This window comes from Acutalibacter sp. (assembly GCF_056800975.1).
The window spans coordinates 1-22,077 of sequence record NZ_JBQISV010000019.1 but is presented as its reverse complement, the minus strand read 5'-3'; the positions used below and the strand labels follow the sequence as shown (position 1 = coordinate 22,077).

17 protein-coding genes are annotated in these 22,077 nt (G+C 62.3%); 9 read left to right on the top strand and 8 right to left on the bottom strand.

Annotation, left to right across the window (positions count from 1 at the left end; genetic code table 11):
• The first annotated feature begins 352 nt into the window (after positions 1 to 352).
• The 8 genes from ACTO5E_RS03710 (at position 353) to ACTO5E_RS03675 (ending at position 10,007) form a co-directional block, all read left to right on the top strand.
• Positions 353 to 1,288, top strand: coding sequence for an alpha/beta hydrolase (locus tag ACTO5E_RS03710; RefSeq protein ID WP_482301674.1), 936 nt, complete (start codon positions 353 to 355; stop codon positions 1,286 to 1,288).
• Complete coding sequence (locus ACTO5E_RS03705) at positions 1,278 to 2,564, top strand: hypothetical protein (protein ID WP_482301672.1); 1,287 nt, start codon at positions 1,278 to 1,280, stop codon at positions 2,562 to 2,564. The genes ACTO5E_RS03710 and ACTO5E_RS03705 overlap by 11 nt, the downstream gene beginning before the upstream one ends.
• The gene (locus ACTO5E_RS03700) at positions 2,551 to 3,210 is read left to right on the top strand and encodes a DUF6320 domain-containing protein (RefSeq protein WP_482301670.1); all 660 of its coding nucleotides are present in this window, start codon (positions 2,551 to 2,553) and stop codon (positions 3,208 to 3,210) included. The genes ACTO5E_RS03705 and ACTO5E_RS03700 overlap by 14 nt, the downstream gene beginning before the upstream one ends.
• Before the next feature lie 559 nt (positions 3,211 to 3,769).
• Positions 3,770 to 4,822, top strand: coding sequence for an L-threonine 3-dehydrogenase (gene tdh, locus ACTO5E_RS03695; protein ID WP_482301669.1), 1,053 nt, complete (start codon positions 3,770 to 3,772; stop codon positions 4,820 to 4,822).
• A gap of 16 nt (positions 4,823 to 4,838) precedes the next feature.
• Positions 4,839 to 6,032: a glycine C-acetyltransferase gene (locus ACTO5E_RS03690; RefSeq protein ID WP_482301667.1), complete on the top strand. Its 1,194-nt coding sequence runs from the start codon at positions 4,839 to 4,841 to the stop codon at positions 6,030 to 6,032.
• A 257-nt stretch (positions 6,033 to 6,289) separates the two neighbouring features.
• A complete protein-coding gene (locus ACTO5E_RS03685) occupies positions 6,290 to 8,557 on the top strand; it encodes a glycoside hydrolase family 3 C-terminal domain-containing protein (RefSeq protein ID WP_482301665.1) in 2,268 nt (755 codons plus the stop codon).
• Between the two features lie 66 nt (positions 8,558 to 8,623).
• Positions 8,624 to 9,085, top strand: coding sequence for an S-ribosylhomocysteine lyase (locus tag ACTO5E_RS03680; protein WP_482301664.1), 462 nt, complete (start codon positions 8,624 to 8,626; stop codon positions 9,083 to 9,085).
• Between the two features lie 235 nt (positions 9,086 to 9,320).
• The gene (locus ACTO5E_RS03675) at positions 9,321 to 10,007 is read left to right on the top strand and encodes a cell wall hydrolase (protein WP_482301662.1); all 687 of its coding nucleotides are present in this window, start codon (positions 9,321 to 9,323) and stop codon (positions 10,005 to 10,007) included.
• Positions 10,008 to 10,230: 223 nt separating this feature from the next.
• Here ACTO5E_RS03675 and ACTO5E_RS03670 read toward each other — a convergent pair whose 3' ends face one another.
• A complete protein-coding gene (locus ACTO5E_RS03670; protein ID WP_482301660.1) occupies positions 10,231 to 11,268 on the bottom strand; it encodes a lipid II:glycine glycyltransferase FemX in 1,038 nt (345 codons plus the stop codon).
• Positions 11,269 to 11,397: 129 nt separating this feature from the next.
• Between ACTO5E_RS03670 and ACTO5E_RS03665 the strand changes: the two genes are divergently transcribed.
• Positions 11,398 to 12,411, top strand: coding sequence for a lactonase family protein (locus ACTO5E_RS03665; RefSeq protein ID WP_482301659.1), 1,014 nt, complete (start codon positions 11,398 to 11,400; stop codon positions 12,409 to 12,411).
• A 121-nt stretch (positions 12,412 to 12,532) separates the two neighbouring features.
• On the opposite strand, the gene ACTO5E_RS03660 is transcribed toward ACTO5E_RS03665, so the two are convergent.
• The 7 genes from ACTO5E_RS03660 to ACTO5E_RS03630 all read right to left on the bottom strand — a co-directional run bounded on the left by ACTO5E_RS03660 (position 12,533) and on the right by ACTO5E_RS03630 (position 22,035).
• On the bottom strand, positions 12,533 to 13,906 hold the full coding sequence (locus tag ACTO5E_RS03660) for a hemerythrin domain-containing protein (RefSeq protein ID WP_482301657.1): 1,374 nt from the start codon (positions 13,904 to 13,906) through the stop codon (positions 12,533 to 12,535).
• Between the two features lie 655 nt (positions 13,907 to 14,561).
• Positions 14,562 to 15,476, bottom strand: coding sequence for a DNA-processing protein DprA (locus tag ACTO5E_RS03655; RefSeq protein WP_482301655.1), 915 nt, complete (start codon positions 15,474 to 15,476; stop codon positions 14,562 to 14,564).
• 641 nt (positions 15,477 to 16,117) lie between these two features.
• On the bottom strand, positions 16,118 to 17,557 hold the full coding sequence (locus ACTO5E_RS03650; RefSeq protein ID WP_482301654.1) for an MBOAT family O-acyltransferase: 1,440 nt from the start codon (positions 17,555 to 17,557) through the stop codon (positions 16,118 to 16,120).
• Positions 17,558 to 17,559: 2 nt separating this feature from the next.
• Positions 17,560 to 18,738, bottom strand: coding sequence for an alginate O-acetyltransferase AlgX-related protein (locus tag ACTO5E_RS03645; protein ID WP_482301653.1), 1,179 nt, complete (start codon positions 18,736 to 18,738; stop codon positions 17,560 to 17,562).
• 437 nt (positions 18,739 to 19,175) lie between these two features.
• Complete coding sequence (locus ACTO5E_RS03640) at positions 19,176 to 19,919, bottom strand: hypothetical protein (RefSeq protein ID WP_482301651.1); 744 nt, start codon at positions 19,917 to 19,919, stop codon at positions 19,176 to 19,178.
• Complete coding sequence (locus ACTO5E_RS03635) at positions 19,916 to 21,406, bottom strand: COG1361 family protein (protein WP_482301649.1); 1,491 nt, start codon at positions 21,404 to 21,406, stop codon at positions 19,916 to 19,918. Before ACTO5E_RS03635 ends, ACTO5E_RS03640 begins: the two co-directional genes overlap by 4 nt.
• A complete protein-coding gene (locus ACTO5E_RS03630) occupies positions 21,403 to 22,035 on the bottom strand; it encodes an ATP-binding cassette domain-containing protein (protein WP_482301647.1) in 633 nt (210 codons plus the stop codon). Before ACTO5E_RS03630 ends, ACTO5E_RS03635 begins: the two co-directional genes overlap by 4 nt.
• Between the last annotated feature and the right edge of the window lie 42 nt (positions 22,036 to 22,077).

The window sequence follows — 22,077 nt, the reverse complement described above, 5'->3', positions numbered from 1 at the left end:
TCGCTTTGCGAAACCGGGCAAAAAACGGCGTTTTCCATTTGTTAAACAAGCCCCGGGCCTCATCTGTGCCAGGCCGGGGCCCAGGGGGAAAGCGCAGGCGGACCTGCCGCGCTTTCCCCTTTTTGCCAGAGTCAGTTTAATAAACAGAGGAATGCCGGATTTTTGGCCGGAAACGGAGAATTTCAAGACGGAAACCGGCAGTTTTTGACGCCGAAAGCGCCGTTTCCGGTCAAAACAGACCCTATTCCGGCGTTTTATACCGGCTCCGGGGCGGGCTCTCCCACCCCATAAAACCGAGAAACCCTGCCGGCGGCGCGGCCTATGCCGCCGGCGCAGCGAAAAAGGAGGGGCTATGCCCATCAACAAAGCCATGCTCGCAGCCCTCAGCCTGCTCTCTTACCCAGAGCTTGAGGTGGAAAAAACCTACCGGATCGAGCGGCGGCTGCAAAGCCTGACCGCCCGCCGTGCCCGAAAGCCCTGGCTCTACCGAATCTGGGAGCATCAGGCGCCCTCTGGGGGCGGCCAGGCGCCCATGCGCATTTTCAGCCCCAGGCAGCGGAGCCGGGACTGTGTGCTGCTGTTTTTTCACGGCGGGGGCTGGGTGACCGGGTCTATTGACTCTTACAACGGGATCTGCGGGGACATGGCCGCCCAAACCGGCTGCGTGGTGGCCTCGGTGGACTACCGGCTGGCCCCGGAGCACCGGTTTCCCGCCGCGGTAGAAGACTGCTACGCCGCGGCCCGGGAGGTCTTTCTCCACAGCGATCTGCTGGGCTGTCCCTGGGAGAACGTGGTGCTGGCCGGGGACAGCGCAGGGGGCAATTTAGCCGCCGCGGTCTCTCTGATGGCCCGGGACAGGGGGGAGTTTCTGCCCCGGCGGCAGATTCTCATCTACCCCGCCCTGGCCAGCGACCACTCGGAGGCCTCGGGCTTTCCCTCTGTGCGGGAGAACGGCACAGGCTATCTGCTCACCTCCAAGCGGGTGCGGGAGTTTTTCGCCCTGTACCAGGCCGGCGAGGAGGACCTGCGCAGCCCCTATCTGGCCCCCCTGAACGCCGAAAGCCTGGCCTGTCAGCCAGACACCCTGGTGGTTACGGCGGAGTTCTGCCCCCTGCGGGACGAGGGCGAGGCCTATGGACAGAGGCTGCGGGAGGCGGGCTGCTATGCCCAGGTCCGCCGGATTCCCGACGCCCTGCACGGCTTTTTCTCTCTGCCTCTGTGGTTCCGGCAGGTCAGGGACGTGTATGAAATCATCAACGCTTTTTTGGAGGGGGATTATGAACGATAGAAGCTATCTGCCCTGGTGGAGGCTGGACAACGCGGCGAAAATATTCCCCTCCACCAGCTCGGCCCACGATTCCAAGGTGTTCCGCTTCTTCTGCGAGCTGAAGGAGGAGGTGGAGCCCGCAGCCCTGCAAACCGCCCTGGACCGGACCATGGAGCGGTTTCCCCTTTACCGCTGCGTGCTCAAGCGGGGGTGGTTCTGGTACTATTTGGAGGACAGCCCCCTGCCCGCTGTGGCCCGGCCCGAGGACCTGCCCCCCTGCTTTCCCCTGTACCCCTCCGCCCGGCGGAGCCTGCTGTTTCGGGTGCTCTACTACCGCAGGCGGGTCAGCCTGGAGGTGTACCATGTGCTCTCAGACGGGGCCGGGGCCTTGGATTTTCTGCGGGCCCTGGTCTGGGAGTACCTCTCAATCCGCTACCCCCAGGCCGGCCTCCCCCAGGGCGGCGCGCCGGCTTTTGGGGTGTCTGACCAGCAGAAGGAGGCGGACAGCTTTCAAAAGTACTACGAAAAGCCTGCCCGGCGGTTCGGCCTGGCCCCTGCCGCCTACCAGATTCCCGGGGAGCGTCTGCCCAAAAACCGGCTGGCCATTCTCGAGGGCCGCATCCCCACCGCCAGCCTGCTGGCCTGCGCCCGGGCCCGGGGGGCCACCCTCACCGAGCTGCTCACCGCGGTTTTGCTCCGGTCCATACACGAGGGTATGCGGGTGCGGGACCAGAAAAAGCCGGTGGTCATCACCATTCCGGTGAACCTGCGCAACTACTTCCCCTCCTTTTCCTCCCGGAACTTTTTCGCCATTATTCATGTGGGCTATGACTTTGGCAGGAATGAGGACAGCCTGCCCGCTGTGCTGGCCCAGGTGAAGCGCAGCTTTGAGGAAAAGCTCACCCAGGAGCAGCTGAAGGCCCAGATGAACAGCCTGTGCGCCCTGGAGCACAATTTCCCCATCCGCATGGCCCCCCTGCCCCTGAAGGACGTGGTTCTGCGCTGGGCCAACCGTCTGGCGGCCCATGGGGCCACCGCCTCCTTCTCCAATGTGGGGCGGCTCGCCATGCCGGAGGGCGCGGAGAAATATATCCGGCAGTTCGGGGTGCTCACCTGCGCGGGGTGCCTGCAGGCCTGCGCCGTCTCCTTTCAGGACAGCTTTGTCATCACCTTCGCCAGCCCCTTCCGCTCCCGTGAGACTGAGCGGGTGTTCTTTCAGGAGCTCTCCCGGCTGGGGCTGGACGTTACCCTGACCACAAATATTGAGGAGGAGGCGGAGCAGCATGTTGTTTTGTGAGCAGTGCCGGGTGCATGTCACAGGCTCCTCGGGCCGGTGCCCCCTGTGCCAGAGCCCCCTGACCGGCCAGCCGGAGGAAAACGCCTACCCAGTCCTCCGGGCGGGAAAAAGCCCCCTGCGCCTGCCCCTGCGGCTGGCCGCTCTGGCCACAGTGGCAGTGGCCGCAGCGTGCTTTGCCATAAACCTCAGCCTGCCGGACACCGGCTGGTGGAGCGCCATTGTGGCCGCTGCCCTGGCAAGCACCTGGCTGCTGCTGGGGGTGACGGTCCGTAAGCGGGGCAGCCCCATGAAGGCCATTGTCTGGCAGCTGGGGGCCGTCTCGGCCGTCACCCTTTTGTGGGACCTGTGCACCGGCTTCGCGGGCTGGTCTCTGGACTTTGTTCTGCCCATCTTCCTCCCCTGCGTCCAGCTGGCCGCGCTCATAGCGGCAAAGGCCCTGGGCCTGCGCCCGGCGGACTACCTGTTCTCCCTCACCCTGTGCATTCTGGCGGGCTTTCTCCCGCTGATCCCCCTGCTGTGCGGCGCGCTGGGGGTGGTCTACCCCTCGGTCATCTGCGCGGGCATCAGCCTGGTGGCCCTGGCCGCGCTGCTTCTGTTCAAAGGAGCCGAGCTAAAGGCCGATGCCCAGCGGCGGCTGCACCTTTAGGGCTGGTTCGGAATAGAGGAAGCTGCGGATTTTTGAGCGGAAGCAGGCCCATCTCAAGAAAAAAACGTGGGCTGTATACATTGTACCACAGCGCCGCAGTATCGTTGTACTGCCGCATCTTTGGACTGTCGTACTACCCGTACCACATGAATTTTCAGCGCGGGAAGCGTCCCCCAGCTAGGGCTTGTTCGGGAATAGAGAAAGCGGCGGACTTTTGAGCGGAAGCGGTCCATCTCAAGGTGAAAACGGCGGGCTGTACACATTGTACCACGGCACCGCAGTACCGTTGTACTGCCGCATCGTTGGACTGTCGTACTACCCGTACCGCGTAAATTTTCAGCGCGGGAAGCGTCCGCCTCTGGGCAAGGGGCGGGCGTTTTTGTCTTTTCAAAGGAGCCCGGCCTCCCGCCGGGGCGGGGCTGAAAAAAAATTCCCGGGGCGGGCGGGCTTAATTTCAAAAAGCCATTGCATTCCCGGGTTCTTTGGGTTATACTGGTGCCATGCAGAGCCGCCAAGCTCCGCAGTCCTATAAATTCATCAGGAAAATGAGGAATCGATTATGAGCGGCAACACCATGTGGGCTCTGGTCAAGGAACAGCCCGCCCAGGGCCTGTGGATGAAGCGGGCGCCCGTTCCCCCTGTGGGCCCCAACGACGTGAAGATCAAAATCCACAAAACCGCGATCTGCGGCACCGACGTACATATCTACCAGTGGAACGACTGGGCTCAGCACACCATCCCCGTCGGCCTGACCGCGGGCCATGAGTATGTGGGCGAGGTGGTGGAGGTAGGCCCCGGCGTGGAGGGCTTCCGCCCTGGGGACCTGGTGTCCGGCGAGGGGCACATCACCTGCGGCAAGTGCCGCAACTGCCTGGAGGGCCACAAGGAGAACTGCAAGGAGGCCAAGGGCGTGGGGGTCAACCGCAGCGGCGCTTTTGCCGAGTATCTGGTCATCCCCTCCTCCAATGTGTGGCCCTGCAACCCCCATGTGCCCGAGGAGCTGTACGCCATCTTCGACCCCCTGGGCAACGCCGCCCACACCGCCCTCTCCTATGAGGTGCTGGGCGAGGACGTGCTCATCACCGGGGCGGGGCCCATTGGCATCATGGCGGCGGCCATTGCCAAGTTCTCCGGCGCGCGCCATGTCATCGTTACCGACATGAACGACTACCGGCTGGACCTGGCAAAAAGGCTGGGGGCCACAGAGACGGTCAACCTGAAAAACCGCAGGCTGGCCGACGTGATGAAGCAGGTGGGCATGACCGAGGGCTTTGACGTGGGCATGGAGATGTCCGGCAGTCAGGCGGGGCTTTCGGATATGATAAAGAACATGAAGCACGGGGGCAAAATCGCCCTGCTGGGCCTGCTGCCCACCAGCACCCAGGTGGACATGGAGACGGTGATCTTCAACGGGCTGAACCTGCGGGGCATCTACGGCCGCAAGGTGTGGGACACCTGGTATAAGATGACCACCATGATTCAGGCCGGGCTGGACATTGCCCCCATCATCACCCACCGCTTTGACATTCGGGACTATGAAAAGGGCTTTGAGGCCATGATCTCCGGCCAGTCCGGCAAGGTGGTGCTGGACTGGACCCATATCAACGACTGAAAGGGAGGGCATTGCTATGCCGCGCAAGGATGATATTCTGAAAATATACGCCAAAGAGGTGGAGGACATTCGGGCAGCGGGGCTGTTCAAGGGAGAGGCCCCCTTTGTCTCCCCCCAGGGGGCCCGGTTGACCCTGGAAGACGGCCGCCGGCTGCTGTGTATGTGCGCCAACAACTATCTGGGACTGGGCAACAGCCCCAGGCTCATTGAGGCCGCCAAGCGCACCTATGACGAAAAGGGCTACGGCCTGGCCTCGGTGCGGTTTATCTGCGGCACCCAGGACATTCACAAGCAGCTGGAACAGAAGCTTTCGAGCTTTTTGGGCGCCGACGACACCATTCTCTACTCCTCCTGCTTTGACGCCAACGGGGGGCTGTTCGAGACCCTGCTTACAGCAGAGGACGCGGTGATCAGCGACGAGCTGAACCATGCCTCCATTATCGACGGGGTGCGCCTGTGCAAGGCCAAGCGCTACCGCTATAAAAACAACGACATGGGGGACCTGGAAGCCCAGCTGAAGGCGGCGGATGAGGCCGGGGCCCGCATCAAGCTGATTGCCACCGACGGGGTCTTCTCTATGGACGGCATCATCTGCAACCTGAAAGCCGTGTGCGACCTGGCGGACCAGTACAACGCCCTGGTGATGGTGGACGACAGCCACGCCGTGGGCTTTGTGGGCAAAACCGGCCGGGGCACCCCCGAGTACTGCGGGGTTGAGGGCCGGGTGGACATTATCACCGGCACCCTGGGCAAGGCCCTGGGCGGGGCCTCCGGGGGCTACACCAGCGGCCGGCAGGAGATTATCGACCTGCTGCGCCAGCGCAGCCGCCCCTATCTGTTCTCCAACACCCTGGCTCCCGCCATTGCCGGGGCCAGCATAGAGATGCTGAACATGCTGGAGGAGAGCACCGCCCTGCGGGACCACCTGGAAGAGGTGACCGGCTATTACCGGCAGCTGCTGGTGGAGAACGGCTTTGACATTATCCCTGGCGCCCACCCCTGCGTGCCTGTCATGCTCTACGACGAGAAGCTGGCAGTGGAATACGCCCGCCGGATGATGGAAAAGGGCGTGTATGTGGTGGCCTTCTCCTACCCGGTGGTGCCCAAGGGCCGGGCCCGCATCCGCACCCAGGTCTGCGCCAGCCACACCAAAGAGGACGTGGAGTTTGCCGTACAGTGCTTCAAGGAGGTTCGGGACGAGCTGAAGTAAGCCGCCGGGCAGCCCCCCTGCCGCACGGAGGGCATTCGACGGCACCAGAGATGAAGCCGTCTCCAACGGCTATTCTCCCTGCGGCCATTGCAAGCCATAAAGTGTGCCCGCCCCAACGCCGGGGCGGGCTTTCTCTCTGGTCAGCCCCCTCTGGGCGGGATTATTTTCTCTTTTTCACAATAGCCTATGGACTTTTCTCCCCGGTCATGGTATCATTTACCTGTAGCATTTTACTTCAGGAAGGAGCTGCTCTGCAAATGGACATAAAAAATCTCGTCTCACAAATGACTTTGGAGGAAAAAGCCAAATTCTGCTCCGGCGCGGACTTCTGGCATGTGGAGGGCCTGCCCCGGCTGGGCATTCCCTCTGTCATGGTTACCGACGGCCCCTGCGGGCTGCGCAAGCAGGCCGGCGACACCGACCACCTGGGCCTCAACGCCTCGGTCACTGCTATCAGCTACCCCACCGGCTCCTGTGTGGCCTGCTCCTTTGACCGGGACCTGCTCCGGGAGTCCGGGGAGGCCCTGGGCGACGAGTGTCAGGCCGAGGACGTGGCCGTGCTGCTGGGGCCCGCGGTGAACATCAAGCGCTCGCCCCTGTGCGGCCGCAATTTCGAGTATTTCTCTGAGGACCCCTACCTGGCCGGGGAGCTGTCCGCCGCCTACATCAAGGGGGTGCAGAGCAAAAATGTGGGCACCAGCCTGAAGCATTTTGCCGCCAACTCTATGGAGCACCGCCGCATGACCAGCGACAGTGTGGTGGACGAGCGCACCCTGCGGGAAATCTATCTGCCCGCCTTTGAGAAGTCGGTGAAGGAGGCCCAGCCCTGGACCATCATGTGCTCCTATAACCAGGTCAACGGCGACTTTGCCTCAGAGAACCACCGGCTGCTCACCGAGATTCTTCGGGACGAATGGGGCTTTGAGGGGGCTGTGATGAGCGACTGGGGCGCGGTAAACGACCGGGTGAAGGGCGTGCCCGCAGGCATGGACCTGGAAATGCCCGGCCCCGGCACAGCCAACACCGAAAAGCTCATTGCCGCCGTTCAGGCCGGAGACATGAAGGAGAGCGACCTGGACACAGCCGTGGAGCGCATTCTGGGCTTTGTCTACAAATATGCCGAGAACCGCAAGCCCGATACCAAATTCGACCATGAGCGGGACCATCAGAAGGCCCGGCGGATGGCTGCCGAGTCTATGGCGCTGCTGAAGAACGACGGCCTTCTGCCCCTTGCCCCGTCCTCAAAAACGGCTTTTATCGGCAAGTTTGCCGCCGAGCCCCGGTTCCAGGGGGGCGGCAGCTCCCATGTAAGCTGCTATAAGGTCTCCGGCTCGGTAGAGGCCGGGGAGAAATACGGCGTAACCTATGCCCAGGGCTACGACACCAAAACCCAGGAGCCGGATGAGGCCCTCATCGCCCAGGCGGTGGAAGCCGCCCGGTCCGCCGAAAACGCCGTGGTGTTTATCGGCATTACCGACGCTATGGAGAGCGAGGGCTTCGACCGGAAGGATATGAAGATTCCCGCCTGCCAGCAGAGGCTGCTGGAGGAGGTGGTGAAGGTTCAGCCCAACACCGCGGTGGTGGTGGAGTGCGGCAGCGCCATTGAAATGCCCTGGATTGGGGACGTGAGGGCCGTGCTCTACGCCTACCTGGGGGGCGAGGCCGTGGGCCCCGCCATTGTGGACATTCTGTTCGGAGAGGTGAACCCCAGCGGCAAGCTGGCGGAGACCTTCCCCCTGCGGCTGGAGGACAATCCCTCTTACCTCTACTACTTTGGCGAGGCTGACCGCACCGAGTACCGGGAGGGCATTTTTGTGGGCTACCGGTATTATGACAAGAAGAACCTGCCGGTGCTGTTCCCCTTTGGCCACGGGCTGAGCTATACCCGGTTTGCGTACAGCGGCCTGACCTTGGACAAGACCGAGATGAAGGACACTGACGTCCTCACTGCCACCGTGAAGGTGAAGAATGTGGGCGGCCGGGCCGGCAAGGAGATTGTTCAGCTGTATGTGGCGGACGACGAGAGCACGGTCATTCGCCCGGTGAAGGAGCTGAAGGGCTTTGCCAAGGTGGAGCTGGCCCCCGGTGAGGAAAAGACTGTGAGCTTTACCCTGGACAAGCGGGCCTTTGCCTACTACAACACCGACCTGGCGGACTGGCATGTGGAGACCGGCAGCTTCACCATCATGGTGGGCAGGTCCAGCCGGGAGATAGAGCTTACCGCCAAGGTGCGGGTAGAGAGCACCCAGCCTGTGAAAAAGACCTACCACTGGAACAGCACGGTTGGGGACATTATGGCGGACCCCAAGGGCGCGGCCATGATGGGCCAGATGATGCAGGCCATGAACCCCCTGGCCGGGGCCGGCCCCCAAGAGGGCCAGGACGAGAGCCAGGCCATTATGGCCGGGGACGCTATGGCCGCCATGATGAACTACATGCCCCTGCGGGCCCTGGTGATGTTCGCCGGGGGCTCGGCCGAGGCGGCGGCGGGCATTCAGCAGCTCATCGACGGGCTGAACGCATAATAAAAGCATGGGGTTTCCCGGGAGGCCGGGGAGCCCCATGCCATCATGATACAAAGGAGAAAGCGTATGAAAAAAATCGCAAGCTTTACCGTAAACCATGACAAGCTGGAAAAGGGCATGTATGTCTCCCGGGTAGACGGGGACGTGGCTACCTATGACATCCGCATGAAAAAGCCCAATGGGGGCGACTATCTGAGCAACAGCGCCCTGCACACCTTTGAGCACCTGTTTGCCACCTATGCCCGCAACTCCCCCCTGTCCGACCAGGTGGTCTATGTGGGGCCCATGGGCTGCCGCACCGGCTTCTACCTGCTGGTGCGGGACACGGTCAGCAAGGAGCAGGCCATTGCCCTGGTGCAGGAGACATTCCGGTTTGTAGAGGGCTTTTCGGGGGAAATTCCCGGCAGCAAGCGGGAGGAATGCGGCAACTATCTGGACCACGACCTGCCCGGAGCCCAGGCCGTTGCCCGGGACATGAGCGCGGTGCTGGCCGGCTGGACCCCCGAAAAAATGGAGTACGCGACCTGAGCTGACAGACTCCGGCAGAGAATGGGCGGGAACGCCCCCATAATTCAGCCAGTTTTTTGAGAGCCCAGTAGTATGATATGAGCTAAGGCCCTGCCAGGTAAAAATATTTCCCCGCAGAGGAATATTCTACCCGGGTACGAACCATATTATGGGACAGGTACCAGGCAGTGCCAAAAATCCCGGGACAGTCCATAAAGCCCTCCGGCTCTGTCCCAAGAGAAAGGACGTGCTCATATTGAAAAAAAGACTGACTGCGATTTTGCTGCTGGCGGCCATGCTGTGCGGGGCAGGGCCCCGGGCCTCGGCCTGGGGGGTGGGAGACCAGCTTACGGTAACCGGCTACGACCCCAACGCGGACTACACCACCCTGATGCTCCGCGCCCTGAAGGACGGCGGAGCCTACGCCATGCAGATCGGGGCCATCTATGAGCGGCAGCGCAACCTGAAGATTGACGACATGGGGCTGACCCAGTACAAAAAGACCAGCTACTTTGTGGACTACTCCACGGCGGAGGAGATTCTGCAAGCCATGGAGGACGCTAAAAAGCCCAAGCCCACCTACACAGCCGAGGACCTGGACCTGCTGGCCCGAATTATCAACGCCGAGGCAGGCTGCGACTGGATGCCCGACTGGGTGCAGCGCATGGTGGGCAGCGTGGTGCTCAACCGGGTAAAGTCCAACCGGTTTCCCAACACCATCCGGGAGGTGATCTACCAGCCCGGGCAGTATGGGCCGGTGACCAATGGCTCCATTCACAAAAAGCCCACCCAAAAGGTGCTGAAAAACGCCAAATATGTGCTGGAAAACGGCCCCAACTGCCCCGAGGGCGTGGTGGGACAGAGCGGCTTCATCCAGGGGAAGGTCCACGCCACCTACTATGACCCCTACCTGGGCACCACCATGTATTTCTGCTATATGTAGCCGTCTATAGATAGACGGCAGGCAAAAAAAGAGCTTCCCCTTCCCAGCCCGGTTTTTCTGTGGGCTGCAAGGGCAGGCTCTTTTTCTTTTCTCAGGGCAGCGTCTGTTTTTTAAGGCAACGCTGGGTTTTGGGCCGGAAATCCGTGATTTTAAGGGGTTTTTGACACAAAAAGCGCCGTTTTCGGCCAAAAACAGACCGCATTTCAGGCTTGTCAAACAGGCTCTACAGCAGCTTCTGATAGCCCACCCATTTCAGCACCCGGTCAAAGGCCGCCTTATAGCGCCGGGCAAAGGTCTGGGTAAATTCACCCGCGTACACGGCCAGCCGCCCGTTAAACCCGCTTTTGAACTGGTAGACCCCATAGTTGGGGTGGCTGGGGTCATGCCAGTGGGGCACCCCCTCAAAGTCGTAAATTCCGCAGCCGGACTCCTCCGCCCAGCGGATCATCTCCCACTGCATGAGATAGTTGGGCATCAGCTCCCGGCGGCGGCTGGCGGAGGCCCCGTATACATAGCTCACCCGCCCCCCATAGCGCACGCAGATGGCCCCGGACAGGGCCTCGCCCTGGTAGTGGCACAGATACAGCCGGCAGCGGTCTCCCAAAGAGTCCATCATCCGGGCAAAATACGCCCGAGAGCGCATCTGAAAGCCGTCCCGGCGGCTGGTCTCCTCCATCAGGGCCATAAACTCGTCCAGCCGCTCTTTGCCATACACCCCGCACACAACCCCCTTGCGCTGGGCCAGCCGGATGTTATAGCGGCACTTGCTTTTAAAGGAGGCCAGCAGCTGGTCCTGGTCCCGGCCCTGCAGCTCTAGAATATAGTTGCTGCGGCACTGAATGCCCAGGTCGTCCTGCCGCCAGGGCACAAAGCTCAGGCCGGCCGCCCGCAGGGTGTGCACCTTTTTGTCCTCCGACTCCTCCACCTGGGGGTCCATTTTGCAGTAATAGGCCCGGTATTTCCGCGAGAGCTCCTCCAAGCCCTCCATCAGGTCCTCAAAGGCCGCTACGTTCACATAGTCCCACACAGGCCCCCGGGGGCAGTAGAGGAAGGGCCGCAGGGGTGGGGGAAACTTTTTCACCAGCACCAGGGCCGTGGCCCGCAGCCGCCCCTGGCTGTCCCGAGAGAGCACGGCCTCGTGCCGCCAGTTTTGCTTGACCCCGCACCAATGGGCAGACTGCAAATAGCTGCCGCCCCGGCTCTCTACAAAGTCCTCATATTCGCGCACTGCCGCTTGATCGGCAAAATTCAAAAATTCCATACATACACCCACCTTTCCGTTCTTCTGACCATTAGACGGGAGGGGTTACAAAAAGGTAACGTCTGCAAAAAATTATTTTGCAATCCAGCCGGCTCAGGGTGTATAATGGAGAAAATGGGAGGTGCGCGTATGTGTCAATATGAACTGTGGGCCGGGGCTTACACCGGCGGCAGGCCCGGCACAGGGGCCTGGCGGCTGGGGTTTGACGGCACGGCCCTGAAGGTGGCGGAGCGTTGGCAGGGGCTGACGGACTCCTCTTACCTGCAGCCGGCGGGGGGCCGGGTGTTCGCCGTGGAGGAGCTGCCGGACAGCGCAGCCCTGGTGGAGCTGCTCCCCGGGGGCAGGCTGGACCGGCGCCCGCTGCCGGGGTCTGGGCTGTGCCATGTAACGGCCTGGGGCGGCAGGCTCTATGCCTCCGGCTACAGCGGGGGATGCCTGGCCGGGCTGGACCTGGACACGGGCAAGCCCTGCTGCTATTTGGAGCACAGCGGCCAGGGCCCCAACCCGGCCCGCCAGGACCGGGCCCATATTCACTCGGCCCAGCCCAGCCCCGACGGCTCCCGGCTGCTGGTGGCCGACCTGGGCCTGGACCGGCTGTTTCAGTACGCCGCCCAGCCGGACGGGGCCCTGACCCCCTTTGCCCCCCAGCCCTGGGTGTGCACTCCGCCCGGCGAGGGGCCCCGGCACTTTGCCTTTCATCCCAGCGGGCAGGCCCTCTATCTGGCCGCCGAGCTGGGACTGAAGCTGCTGGTCTACCGGCTTCAGGGAAGCCGGCTGCAGGGGGACCGGCTGGAATTCTGTCAGGCCCACGCTCTGGGGGACCCTCACAGTCAGCCGGAGTCTTTGGCGGCAGACGTGCAGGTAAGCCCGGACGGGCGGTTTGTGTACGCCTCGGTGCGGGGGGCTGACGCCATCCTCTGCTTCCGCGCGGAGGACCCGGCCAGCCTGCGCCCCGCGGGCAGCTTTCCCAGCGGCGGGCGGTCCCCCAGAAGCTTCAGCCTGAGCCCCGACGGCCAATTTCTGGCTGCGGCCAACCAGAGCGGCGTTCTGGCGGTGTTCCCTCTGGACCAAGAGACCGGGGCCCTGCTGCCCCTTTGCGCAGCGATTGACCTGCCTGAGGTTTGCTGCGTGAAGTTTGCCTGACACAAAACCGCAAAAAGCAGCCCAAAGGGATTTCCCTCTGGGCTGCTTTTCTCATGGGGCGGTCTATGTGTGGGGCGAATGCCGCTCCGTCATCCTGGCGCAAATCTTACCGGCAAATCCCTCAGATCTGCCCCTTCTCCATAAAGTTGTCGATCTTCGCCTTGATCTCGTCCTGCTTCAGATACTTCAGCAGATACCCCGCCGGGTTCAGGGGCATCACATTGATCATGCTCTCCCTGTCCCGCCGACCGGTGAGAAAAATAACCGGGGTGTTCTCAAACTCCTTGACCGAGCGGAGCATTTCCAGGGTCTGCCGGCCATCGCACACAGGCATCTCATAGTCCAGCAGCACCAGGTCCGGCTGTTCCAGGGTAATGGACCGGAAGGCCGCGGCTCCTGAGTCCACCACCGACACCTCATAGTCCCCTTCCAGCAGCTTCTTCATGCCCAGGCGAATGGTGGCCGAGTCGTCTACCACCAGAATCTTCTTGCGCTGGGCCGCCTCCGCCTCCTCAGCCTGCTCCTTGCGCCGGCTCAGGTACTTTTCCACCTCCCGCATGGCCTCCTGGTTCTCCACAGGCCCGCCAATGGTGCTCTGCAAAAGCTGAGGGGCAATGGCGCAGTAGGCAAAATACCCCGCCCCGCCGGTGTTGAACAGCAGGCTCACCTGGGGGGGCTCCCGGTCAAACACCTGCTGGAACTGCTCAAAGGTGAGCAGTTTTTCCTCCTTCAGCTCATAGCTGTCCCCCTGGGGCAGGTGCTCCATCACCCCAGAGACAAACTGTCTGGCCGTATACCGGGCCGCGTGAATGAGCATACTGTCCACCTTATTGGTCTTGACGCCCAAGGCCTTGCCCACGGTGTTCACCAGCAGCCGCTCCTCAAACACCATCATCACGTCCTGACGCTTGGGCTCCGGGCCGGCGGTCTCATAGGAGAGCCAGTAGTAGACCCCCTGGCCGAACTTCTCGCCTCCATAGGCCTCGCTGACCACCTGAGACTCCAGCTGGAACATCTCAAACACCAGCTGGATGATGACCTTTTTCATGGCCTCCAGCTCCTTCTCGGGCAAAAGCTGACCCCATTTGCTGCTGCCCCTGCCCACAATGGCCTGGTCCTCTGTCAGGGTGTGGCCAATGAGCCAGCCCGCGCAGACCCCCAGAAAATGGTCCACCGCCTCAGAGGAATACCCGCTGTCCTCCAGCTCCTGGTACAGGGCGGGCAGGGTGTTCTCCCGAAAGTCCCGGTGCAGGTGCCGGTGGCGCTTTAACCCCTCGTAGCGGATAGAGGCCATGTAGGCCTCCTCGTCCTCAAAATGCTTCATGGCGTGGGCGTTGAAAAACTTGATTCCCTCCTGACAGGTGCGCTGGTTCCTTTTTTCCTCTTCGCCAAAGGCGAACAGCTTGTTGATGATTTTGAACAGCCTTTGGTGCTCCTTGTCAATCACATCCACTCCAATCAGGTACTCGTCCTTCCAAACCAACTGATTTTCCATCAGGCTTCTCCTCCCCGGCATTTTTGATTATTTTTTGCATGGTTCTTTCTGGGCTTTTCTGGCTTCTAGGGGCCGGACCTTCGGGCTTTGCGCAACAAAATACAGCCAGCTGGCAAACCAGCTCGACTGTCTCCCCGGGGAAGCTCCCCTTGCTTTTTTCGCCCCGCCTGCCCGGGGCGCGGCCCGGGCCAAACGCACCCTCTGCCAGAGCCCCTGTCCGCCCCCTATTTTTGGGACAAAGGACGCCGCCCTATGCCAGCGGCGCGATTTGTATGGACTCGCTGGGAGAGAGCCTGCGAGTCCGCCAAGCAAAAGGGCCGCGCTTTGCCCATCCAAAGCCTCTCCCGCTGTCCGCATGGAGCTTTCCCGCGCTTTCGGGAAGCCATAGGCGGGCCTCTTTGAGCGAGAGGAAAACTCCTTGTGTTCGTCAGAACACATTATATCATAACCCGTTCGGGATGTCCAGCTGTGAATATTTCTTTCAGGAAAGCATTCTCCAGTACGCCGAATGCTTTCAACCCCTGTCAGAATACGCCGGAATGGCGGATTTTTGCCGTCAGACCCTCCCCTGTACAATGGAATGGGCTGGCGTTAAGGGCTTTTGGCGGACGCTGGGGGCTGTTGGAAAGCAGAAAAAAAGCGAAATTTTTTGCCGTCAGCTTTCTCCCCTGTACCAATATCCCGGAAAGTGTTCCAGAACGTCCCAGCCGTTCCACACCGGGGGAGCTCCCTCCTCCAACAGCAGGCGGCTGCCCGCAAAGGCCGGGTCGCCGGGCATACCGGGGTACACCCACAGCTCCCGGCCCTGCTCCAAGGCCGGGCCCGCATAGCTGGCGGAGCCGCTGGACAGCCCTGCCTGAACGACCACCGTCCCCTGGCAGAGGCCGGTGACAACCCGGTTGCGCAGGCGAAACAAGGCCTTTGCCGGACCCTGGCCGGAGAAGCACTCGCTGGCCAGCGCGCCGCCCTCCCGAAGCAGCCGGCGGTGCAGGCCTTGGGCGGCGGCAGAGTAGGGAAAGCGGGTGAGGGCGGGCAGCACGCTCACCACAGGCCCGCCCGTCCGCAGGGCTTCCAGCAAAACGCTGGCGTCCACCCCACGGGCCGTGCCGCTGACCAAAACCACCCCCTGCTCCCCCAGCTGGCCGGCAATGTGTTGGGCCGCGGCGCGGCTGCTGTCCTTAGCCCGCCGGGCCCCTACCACCGCTATGGCCGGCCCGGCGGAAAAGTCCGGCCAGCTGCCCCGCACAAACAAAACCGCAGGCGGGGCGTAGATGTGCCGGAGCGGCTCCGGGTAGCGGGGATTGTCCGGCGTCAGCGGGAGAAAGCCCAGGCCTGCCGCTGCCACCAGCCGGTCTCTGGCCCGCCTCAGGGAAAGAGCCGCCAGTGCCCGGCGCTGGGGCGGCCTCAGCCCAGGGAGGCTCCCCCAGGCCCGAGGGCCCGCCCGGTAAAAGCCTGCCGCGCCCCCGGGGAACTCTCTGCCAACCCAGCCGGGAAGGGGACTGCCGGGGCCCAGGGCCTCCTGCAGCCAGCTCCAATATACCGGGTGATTGGGCGGATTTTCCGGGGTCATGGCAGAGGCCTCCTTTTGGGGTTTTGCGGACTTGGATGGCTTTGATGCTTGGGAATGGGTGGGAGATTCTATCTTGTATTATATGGGGGCGGCCTTTGGTGGGCGATTGGCCCGTATAGAGATACCGCACACGGCGTTTGGCGTGGGTTCTACCGTCGGGGGCTCTTTCTTCGCAAGCTTCGCTTGCTCAGGCGGCCCCCGAGGGCAGCGGCAGCATCCCACCCCGCCCGCCCCCGACGCTAAGGGATTAAGGGATTTGTCGAATGTCCGCTAAAGCGGCCATTCGATAAGAAACCCCCGGCGAGGGTTTCTTACGAGAAATGTCCCACTGGGACATTTCTCTATCTTCCTGCGCTTTTGGGGGTGTTTAAGGGCAAGGTCGCCTCCGGCGGCTTAAGAAACTTTCTGTAGAAAGTTTCTTAAGAATCTTCAAAGACTTTTTACTCGCGCACCTACCGCGTGGGGACAAATAACTTTCCGGCCCGCGATGCCAGCTCTGCCACCCATGTCACCCCCAACCGCCCTAAAAAAGCCCGCTGGTCCAACCAACCCTCAAACCGCGACTACGCACCTCGCTACCCCCACCCCCCCAGCGTTGGCGTGCCAACGCGCCCCGCGAATTGGGTCCAGCGTCACGCTGGTTAGAAGCGGAAGTAGATGAAGTAGTTGTAGGCGGCGCTGAGGATGTAGATGATGGAGAGCAGCAGAAGGGCGAAGCATAGGGCGTTCTCCACTGTCAGGGCCAGGGCAGACCTCAGGCTGGGCCCGCCCTCCCTCAGCCGGGCCCAGCGGGCCTTCACCCAGGGCAGCACCGGGAACGCGCACACCAGCCCCAGCGGGATATAAATCAGCCCCCGCACAATGGACGTGTCCGCCGCAATCATGGCTGTAAACTGCGTAGGCACAAAACCAAACATGGTCCCCAGTACCCCCGCCATCTGAGTGAAATCTGTAATATTGAAAATGACCCAGCCCAGAAGTACAAAAAACATGGCGTAGACCCATTGCAGGGCCTTGGGCCATTTTGCCAGGTATTTGCCCAAAAACAGCTTTTCGGCCAGCAGAATCACCCCGTAGTACAGGCCCCACAAAATGAAATTCCATTGGGCCCCGTGCCAGAAGCCTGTCAGACCCCATACCGCCAGCAGATTCAGCACCCAGCGGCTTTTTTTCACCCGGTTGCCCCCCAGGGGAATGTAGACATAGTCCCGGAACCAGGTGGACAGGGAAATATGCCAGCGCCGCCAGAACTCTGTGATGGACCGGGAAATGTAGGGGTAGTTGAAATTCTCGAGAAAATGAAAGCCAAACATGCGCCCCAGGCCAATGGCCATGTCGCTGTAGCCGGAAAAGTCGAAATAAATTTGCAGGGCATAGGCCAACGCCGCCAGCCATAGCATCAGCGAGCCGTACACCTGGGGGTCTCCCTGATAAATCAGCTGGGCAATGCCGCCCACATTGTCGGCAATCAGCACCTTCTTCGCCAGGCCTACAATAAACCGCTTGGCCCCTGCCGTTACATCGGCCAGGCTCTCCTGCCGGCGGAGAATCTCCTCCTCAATGGTCTGATAGCGCACAATGGGCCCGGCAATCAGCTGGGGGAAAAAGCTGACATACAGGGTCAGATAAAAGAAATTCCGCTGCAGGCCCGTCTCCCCCCGGTACAGGTCAATGACATAGGAGAGAATCTGAAAGGTGTAAAAGCTTACGCCAATGGGCAGGGCAATGCGGGGCACAGGCAGCGCCTGACCCAGAAGCCCCCCCAGATTGTCGCAGAAAAAATTCAGATACTTGAACACAAACAGGTTGCCCGCCAGCAAAACCACAGCGGCCCAAAACACGGCCCTGCGCCCCCTGGAACAGCCCCGCTCCTTCAGCCGCTCCATCCACAGGCCCCCGGCATAGGCCGCGAAGGAGGCCAGCAAAAGCAGCGCGATATTTTTCGGCTCGCCCCAAGCATAAAAAACCAGGGAGAACGCCAGCAGCACGCTGTTGCGCCACACCCGGTTTTTGCCCGCATAGTACGCCAGCGCGCACAGGGGGAAGAACAGATATAAAAAGCTTAAACTGCTGAAAACCATACTTAGCCCTCCGGGAGAAATTCCGGCATGGTGAAAAAGCTGCCGCTGCCCACAAACAGCACCATGTCCACTGCGTTGTCCTGCACATACCGGCTAAAAACAAAGGCGCGCCCCATGTCATGCTCATAGTTGCGCAGGTCTACCGAATAGGTTTTGTGAAAGTGGCAGGCCAGCAGCTTCAGCACCGCGTTGTCGTAGGACTCGCCAATGACCAGAAGATTTTTCCGGTCCTCCCGGCCTGTGTCAAAGACAATCTCCCCCGGGTCTCCGCCATAAAAAGCCGCGTAGGAGGCCCTGTCGGCCGTTCCCGCGAAAAAGGCCTCCTGCTGGCCATAGTCCTCCGCAGGCTGGCCGTTGATGTGAATCTCCATCTCCGGAAAGGCAAAGCGGTAGGCCTGAAAGTCCTCGGTAAAGACCCCCTTGATTCCAGAGGCGGCTGCTTTCGACCCGCTGAGCCGGTAGGGAAGCGTCAGCTCCTCCGCCGGCTCCATCAGGGGCTCCTCCACCCCCAGCAGCGCCCCCAGCTGGGCATAGCCCTGGTAAGAGCCCCGGTGGTTCCAGTGGTGGTCCGTGCGGTAGAAGCAGTCCCGATACCGGGAGAAGCTGGAGATTTCAAACCGCCCCAGCCGGTCTGGGGGCAGGGAAAGGCCTGCTTGCAGATATTCAAAAAGCCCGGCCTTTTCCCCGGTCTCCAGGTTCAGGTCCGAGTCCTTTTCCACATAATAGACATAAAAGTCCAGCTCCGGGCAGCGGTCCATCAGGGCGTTAAGGCCCTCTGTTTTCGCGTCCAGCTTTTCCGTGGACGCGGCCAGGTCGTAGGGGCGGTAGACCAGGTAGTCGCCGCCAAAGACCACCGCGTCTCGCAAGGCAATGTAGCGCTCCGGGTTTTCCCTGAGAAAGCCCTCTACCATGCCAAAAAGAAACCGGGAGCTGCCCTCGTTGTACAGCCGTTTGAAGGTCTGGGCCAGCAGCGCCTGGTCCGAGAGGGCGTCCTCCGCCCCGGCCTGAAAGCCGGCGTTCAGCACCGTCTCCACCTCAGGCTTCGGCATCTGGTTGGCCTTGCGGTTTTCATAGTCGTTGAGCTCCTTGGGCCAAAACAGGGTTCTGCCCAAACCGGCCAGGAGAAACAGCCCCAAAAGGGCCAGAAAGCCCACATTCACCATTTTTTCCAGCAGTTTCAAAGCAAAGCCAGCCCCCTCTCCGCATTTAGAATAATTATACACTGAGAGGGGGCTGCGTGTCAACCCTGAGAGAGACCGGGCCGCGCCCCCTCCCCCATGCGGTACACAAAGACTTTATTGCAAAAACGCACACCCCATTGCGACTGTATTACCAGTAACTTCTGCCGCCGACCTGCCAAAGCCTGCCAGCCAAGAGACTGCCGGGGGTATGCCCCTTGCCGCTGACAGAGTAGCGTGTCAACCCTGAGAGAGACCGGGCCGCGCCCTCTCCCCCATGCGGTACACAGAGACTTTATTGCAAGAACGCATACCATTACGACTGTATTACCAGTAACTTCTGCCGCCGACTTGCCACAGTCAGCCAAACCAAAAGACTGCCGGGTGTTTTGCCGCCCGCCGCCGGTTGCGCTGCGCTTGGGGAACGGGGGCGCTGTTCTCTATGCCGCCTCCCGTTTTCCCTCCCGGTAGAGCAGACGGCCTGCCGCTGCCGCCAAGGCCAACGCCGCCAGGCCGTAGCTCAGCCGGGTCAGCAGCAGCTCCTCCTCATAGCTTTGGGCAAGGAGCAGCTCCCGGTTTTGCAGGGTGAAGCCCAGGGCCTCCATCTCTCCAATGCGCTCCACGCCTCCCCCGGCCCCCATGACCCGCACCAGCCCCGGCTCTCCCAGCTGGCTGCTGCTGCCTGCCGTCAGGGCCAGAGGCTCCCCCTCCGGCATGGCCTTGCCCGGCAGAAAGAGGAAAGCCGCCTCCTGGTCTTCCAGCCGGCAGACAAGGCGCGCCGGCAGCTGGGCCCCGCCCAGAAAGCCCTGGGCCGCGGTTCCGTTCAGCCAGCAGACCAGGCCCGCGCTCTCGGGCGCAAGACCCCAGCAGTCCCACAGATACCGGGGGGAGAGCCGGGTCACAGTCAGGGTCTTTTCTCCGCTGAGCACCACAAGCTCCCCCTGGCGGCTGGCCCCTTTCACCCCGTCCAGCTGTTCCAGCCGGGCCAGGGCCTGGTCCAGCAGAGGGCCGGTCATGGCGGTCTCAAAAATGTACTCCTCCGGCCGGTTCAGCCCAGCGGCATACTGGCCCAGGCTCCCGGCCAGGTCCGCCCCGAAAAAGACCGCCAGCAAAAACAGCAGCAGCGCCAGCTTCACCTTGCCGCTGCGCCTGCGCAGGCGCAGAAGCTCCCTGACAGCTTTCACCCTCTCCGCCTCCTTACGGTCCGGGCCGCGAACAGCCCCCCAAAGCCCAGCAGCGCCAACGCCAGAACCCCCATAATGACCCACCACTGGCCGGGCTGGTCCTTCTCCTCCTCCGGCCCGCGCCCGGAAAAGGGCGAGGCAATGTCCAGGGTAAAGCTGGCGGTCTGGGTGTAGGCCGTCCCACCGGCGTCCTCATAGCAGTAGGTGACAAGGCCTGTGGTCTGGCCGTAGGGCATTTCGCCGCCGGTCAGGGAGGTGACTGTCACCTGCAGGGGCTTTTCCCCCGAGGCTCCCCCTTCCAGGTCCCCCAGATAGGCTGTGCCGCTGGGCAGCAGGCCGTCGGCCTCCAGGGTGGCCCGCACATGGTAGGCCTTGGCGTGGCTCAGGTTGATGGCCTGCACATTCACCTGCACCACGTCGGACACCACCGCCTGGGCGGGCAGCTGCAGCCGGGGAAACTCCATCTTCAGGGGCTGGCTGATGTTCACCCTGACGCTGGCTGCGCCTGCCCCGGCAAGCCCATTGTGGTAGGCGAAGTCATAGCTCAGCCCCATGGTGTACTGCCCGGCAGGGACGTCGGGGCTGACAGCGTACTCCTGCACCAGGCCCACGGTATCGCCCGGGGCCAGAGCCTCCCAGAAAAAGCTGTCGGTGGGGCTCAGCAGCGTAAAGCCCTCCCCCGGCGGAGCGGCAGTGGCCAGAATATTCTCCATGGTCTCAGCGCCGCTGGCGTTTTTCAGGGTGACAGTCACCCGCAGGCTCTCCCCCGCGTTGACAGCCCCAGGCCGGGGCTCCTCCCCCAGGCTCTCCACCTGGCAGGACTGGACCAGCAGCCGGGGAACCAGAGGGGCGGGCTCCGGGGTGGGGTCGGGCGGAACCGGTTCGGGGGTGGGGGTGGCGTCAGGGTCCCGGCCGTCGGTAATGGTCACATAGACCGTAAACGCCTCCTGCACCGCCCCGCCGCTTTTGTCCCTGGCCCAAACGGTCACCGGCACTGGGTAGCTGCCATTGTCCCGCCCGGCCCGCAGCTCGAGAGGAAAGCACACCCAGTAGCCGCTGACCTTCTCCCCACCCCCGTTCACCGGGTTCAGGGCCAGCTCCACCGTGCGCTCATAATTTTTGACAGCAAAGGGGCCCGCCGGGTCCCCCAGCTCCGCCCTGGCCCAAAGGCAGTTGCCCGCCAGCTCCCCCTGGCACAGCAGGGGCAGCACCAGATAGGCCGTGCCCCCCTCTACCGTGGGCACATAGCCCTGGGCATAGCTGCAGGCCATGTAAGCGTAGACGTTTTGGTTGTCTACATACAGCCGGGTGGGGCTCTCCTCCTTCGCCGGGGGAACGCCGGGGGCTGTGGGCGAGGGGTCGGGGCTGGGCTCCGGCGAGGCCAGGGGCGGGGGGCTTATAGCAGGCTCCGGCTCCCCCGCTCCCGCCGCCAGCAGGGGGACAGCCAGCCAAAGGCACAGGGCCAGCGCCAGCGCGGTCCGTCTCATTTTGCCTGCACCTCCAATTCCAGGGTCTCGCCGCACAAGGTCCGAATGTCCTCCCCGTTGTGGCTGGCCAGCAGAATAGCCTTGCCCCGGTCCCGCAGGTCCAGCAGCAGGCGGCGCATGGCCTCCACCGTGTCCTTGTCCAGGGCGTTAAAGGGCTCGTCCAGCACCAACGCCGCCGGGTCCTCCATCACAGCCTGGGCAATGCCCAGCCGCTGGCGCATACCAAGAGAGTATTTTGACACAGGCTTGTGCATGCTCTGGGTAAGGCCCACCTGCTCCAACGCCGCCAGAATCTCCTTTTTGCCAATGCGGCCCCGGAGGGAGGCCAGGGTCTTCAAATTGCGCCAGCCGCTCATGCTGGGGATGAAGCCGGGGGTCTCGATAATCAGCCCCAGGCTGTGGGGAAAATCGCAGTCCCTCCCCACCCGCTGGCCGCACACTACAATCTCCCCCTTGTCGGGCCGCAAAAAACCGCAGATGCACTTCATCAGCACGGTTTTGCCGCTGCCATTGCCGCCCACCACGCCCACGATCTTTCCCGGGGGCACGCACAGGCTCACGTCCCGCAAAACAGGCTCCTTGCCAAAGGATTTCTCTACATGCTCCGCCAGAATGCCGCCGTATTCCATTTTGACCCCTCCTCACCGCTCTGTCCCTGTAAAATGGAAGGA

Coding starts and splice junctions, on each gene's coding strand:
- ACTO5E_RS03710 (WP_482301674.1), top strand. CDS start 353: ATGCCCATCAACAAAGCCATGCTCGCAGCCCTCAGCCTGCTCTCTTAC.
- ACTO5E_RS03705 (WP_482301672.1), top strand. CDS start 1,278: ATGAACGATAGAAGCTATCTGCCCTGGTGGAGGCTGGACAACGCGGCG.
- ACTO5E_RS03700 (WP_482301670.1), top strand. CDS start 2,551: ATGTTGTTTTGTGAGCAGTGCCGGGTGCATGTCACAGGCTCCTCGGGC.
- tdh (WP_482301669.1), top strand. CDS start 3,770: ATGAGCGGCAACACCATGTGGGCTCTGGTCAAGGAACAGCCCGCCCAG.
- ACTO5E_RS03690 (WP_482301667.1), top strand. CDS start 4,839: ATGCCGCGCAAGGATGATATTCTGAAAATATACGCCAAAGAGGTGGAG.
- ACTO5E_RS03685 (WP_482301665.1), top strand. CDS start 6,290: ATGGACATAAAAAATCTCGTCTCACAAATGACTTTGGAGGAAAAAGCC.
- ACTO5E_RS03680 (WP_482301664.1), top strand. CDS start 8,624: ATGAAAAAAATCGCAAGCTTTACCGTAAACCATGACAAGCTGGAAAAG.
- ACTO5E_RS03670 (WP_482301660.1), bottom strand. CDS start 11,268: ATGGAATTTTTGAATTTTGCCGATCAAGCGGCAGTGCGCGAATATGAG.
- ACTO5E_RS03665 (WP_482301659.1), top strand. CDS start 11,398: ATGTGTCAATATGAACTGTGGGCCGGGGCTTACACCGGCGGCAGGCCC.
- ACTO5E_RS03660 (WP_482301657.1), bottom strand. CDS start 13,906: ATGGAAAATCAGTTGGTTTGGAAGGACGAGTACCTGATTGGAGTGGAT.
- ACTO5E_RS03655 (WP_482301655.1), bottom strand. CDS start 15,476: ATGACCCCGGAAAATCCGCCCAATCACCCGGTATATTGGAGCTGGCTG.
- ACTO5E_RS03650 (WP_482301654.1), bottom strand. CDS start 17,557: ATGGTTTTCAGCAGTTTAAGCTTTTTATATCTGTTCTTCCCCCTGTGC.
- ACTO5E_RS03635 (WP_482301649.1), bottom strand. CDS start 21,406: ATGAGACGGACCGCGCTGGCGCTGGCCCTGTGCCTTTGGCTGGCTGTC.
- ACTO5E_RS03630 (WP_482301647.1), bottom strand. CDS start 22,035: ATGGAATACGGCGGCATTCTGGCGGAGCATGTAGAGAAATCCTTTGGC.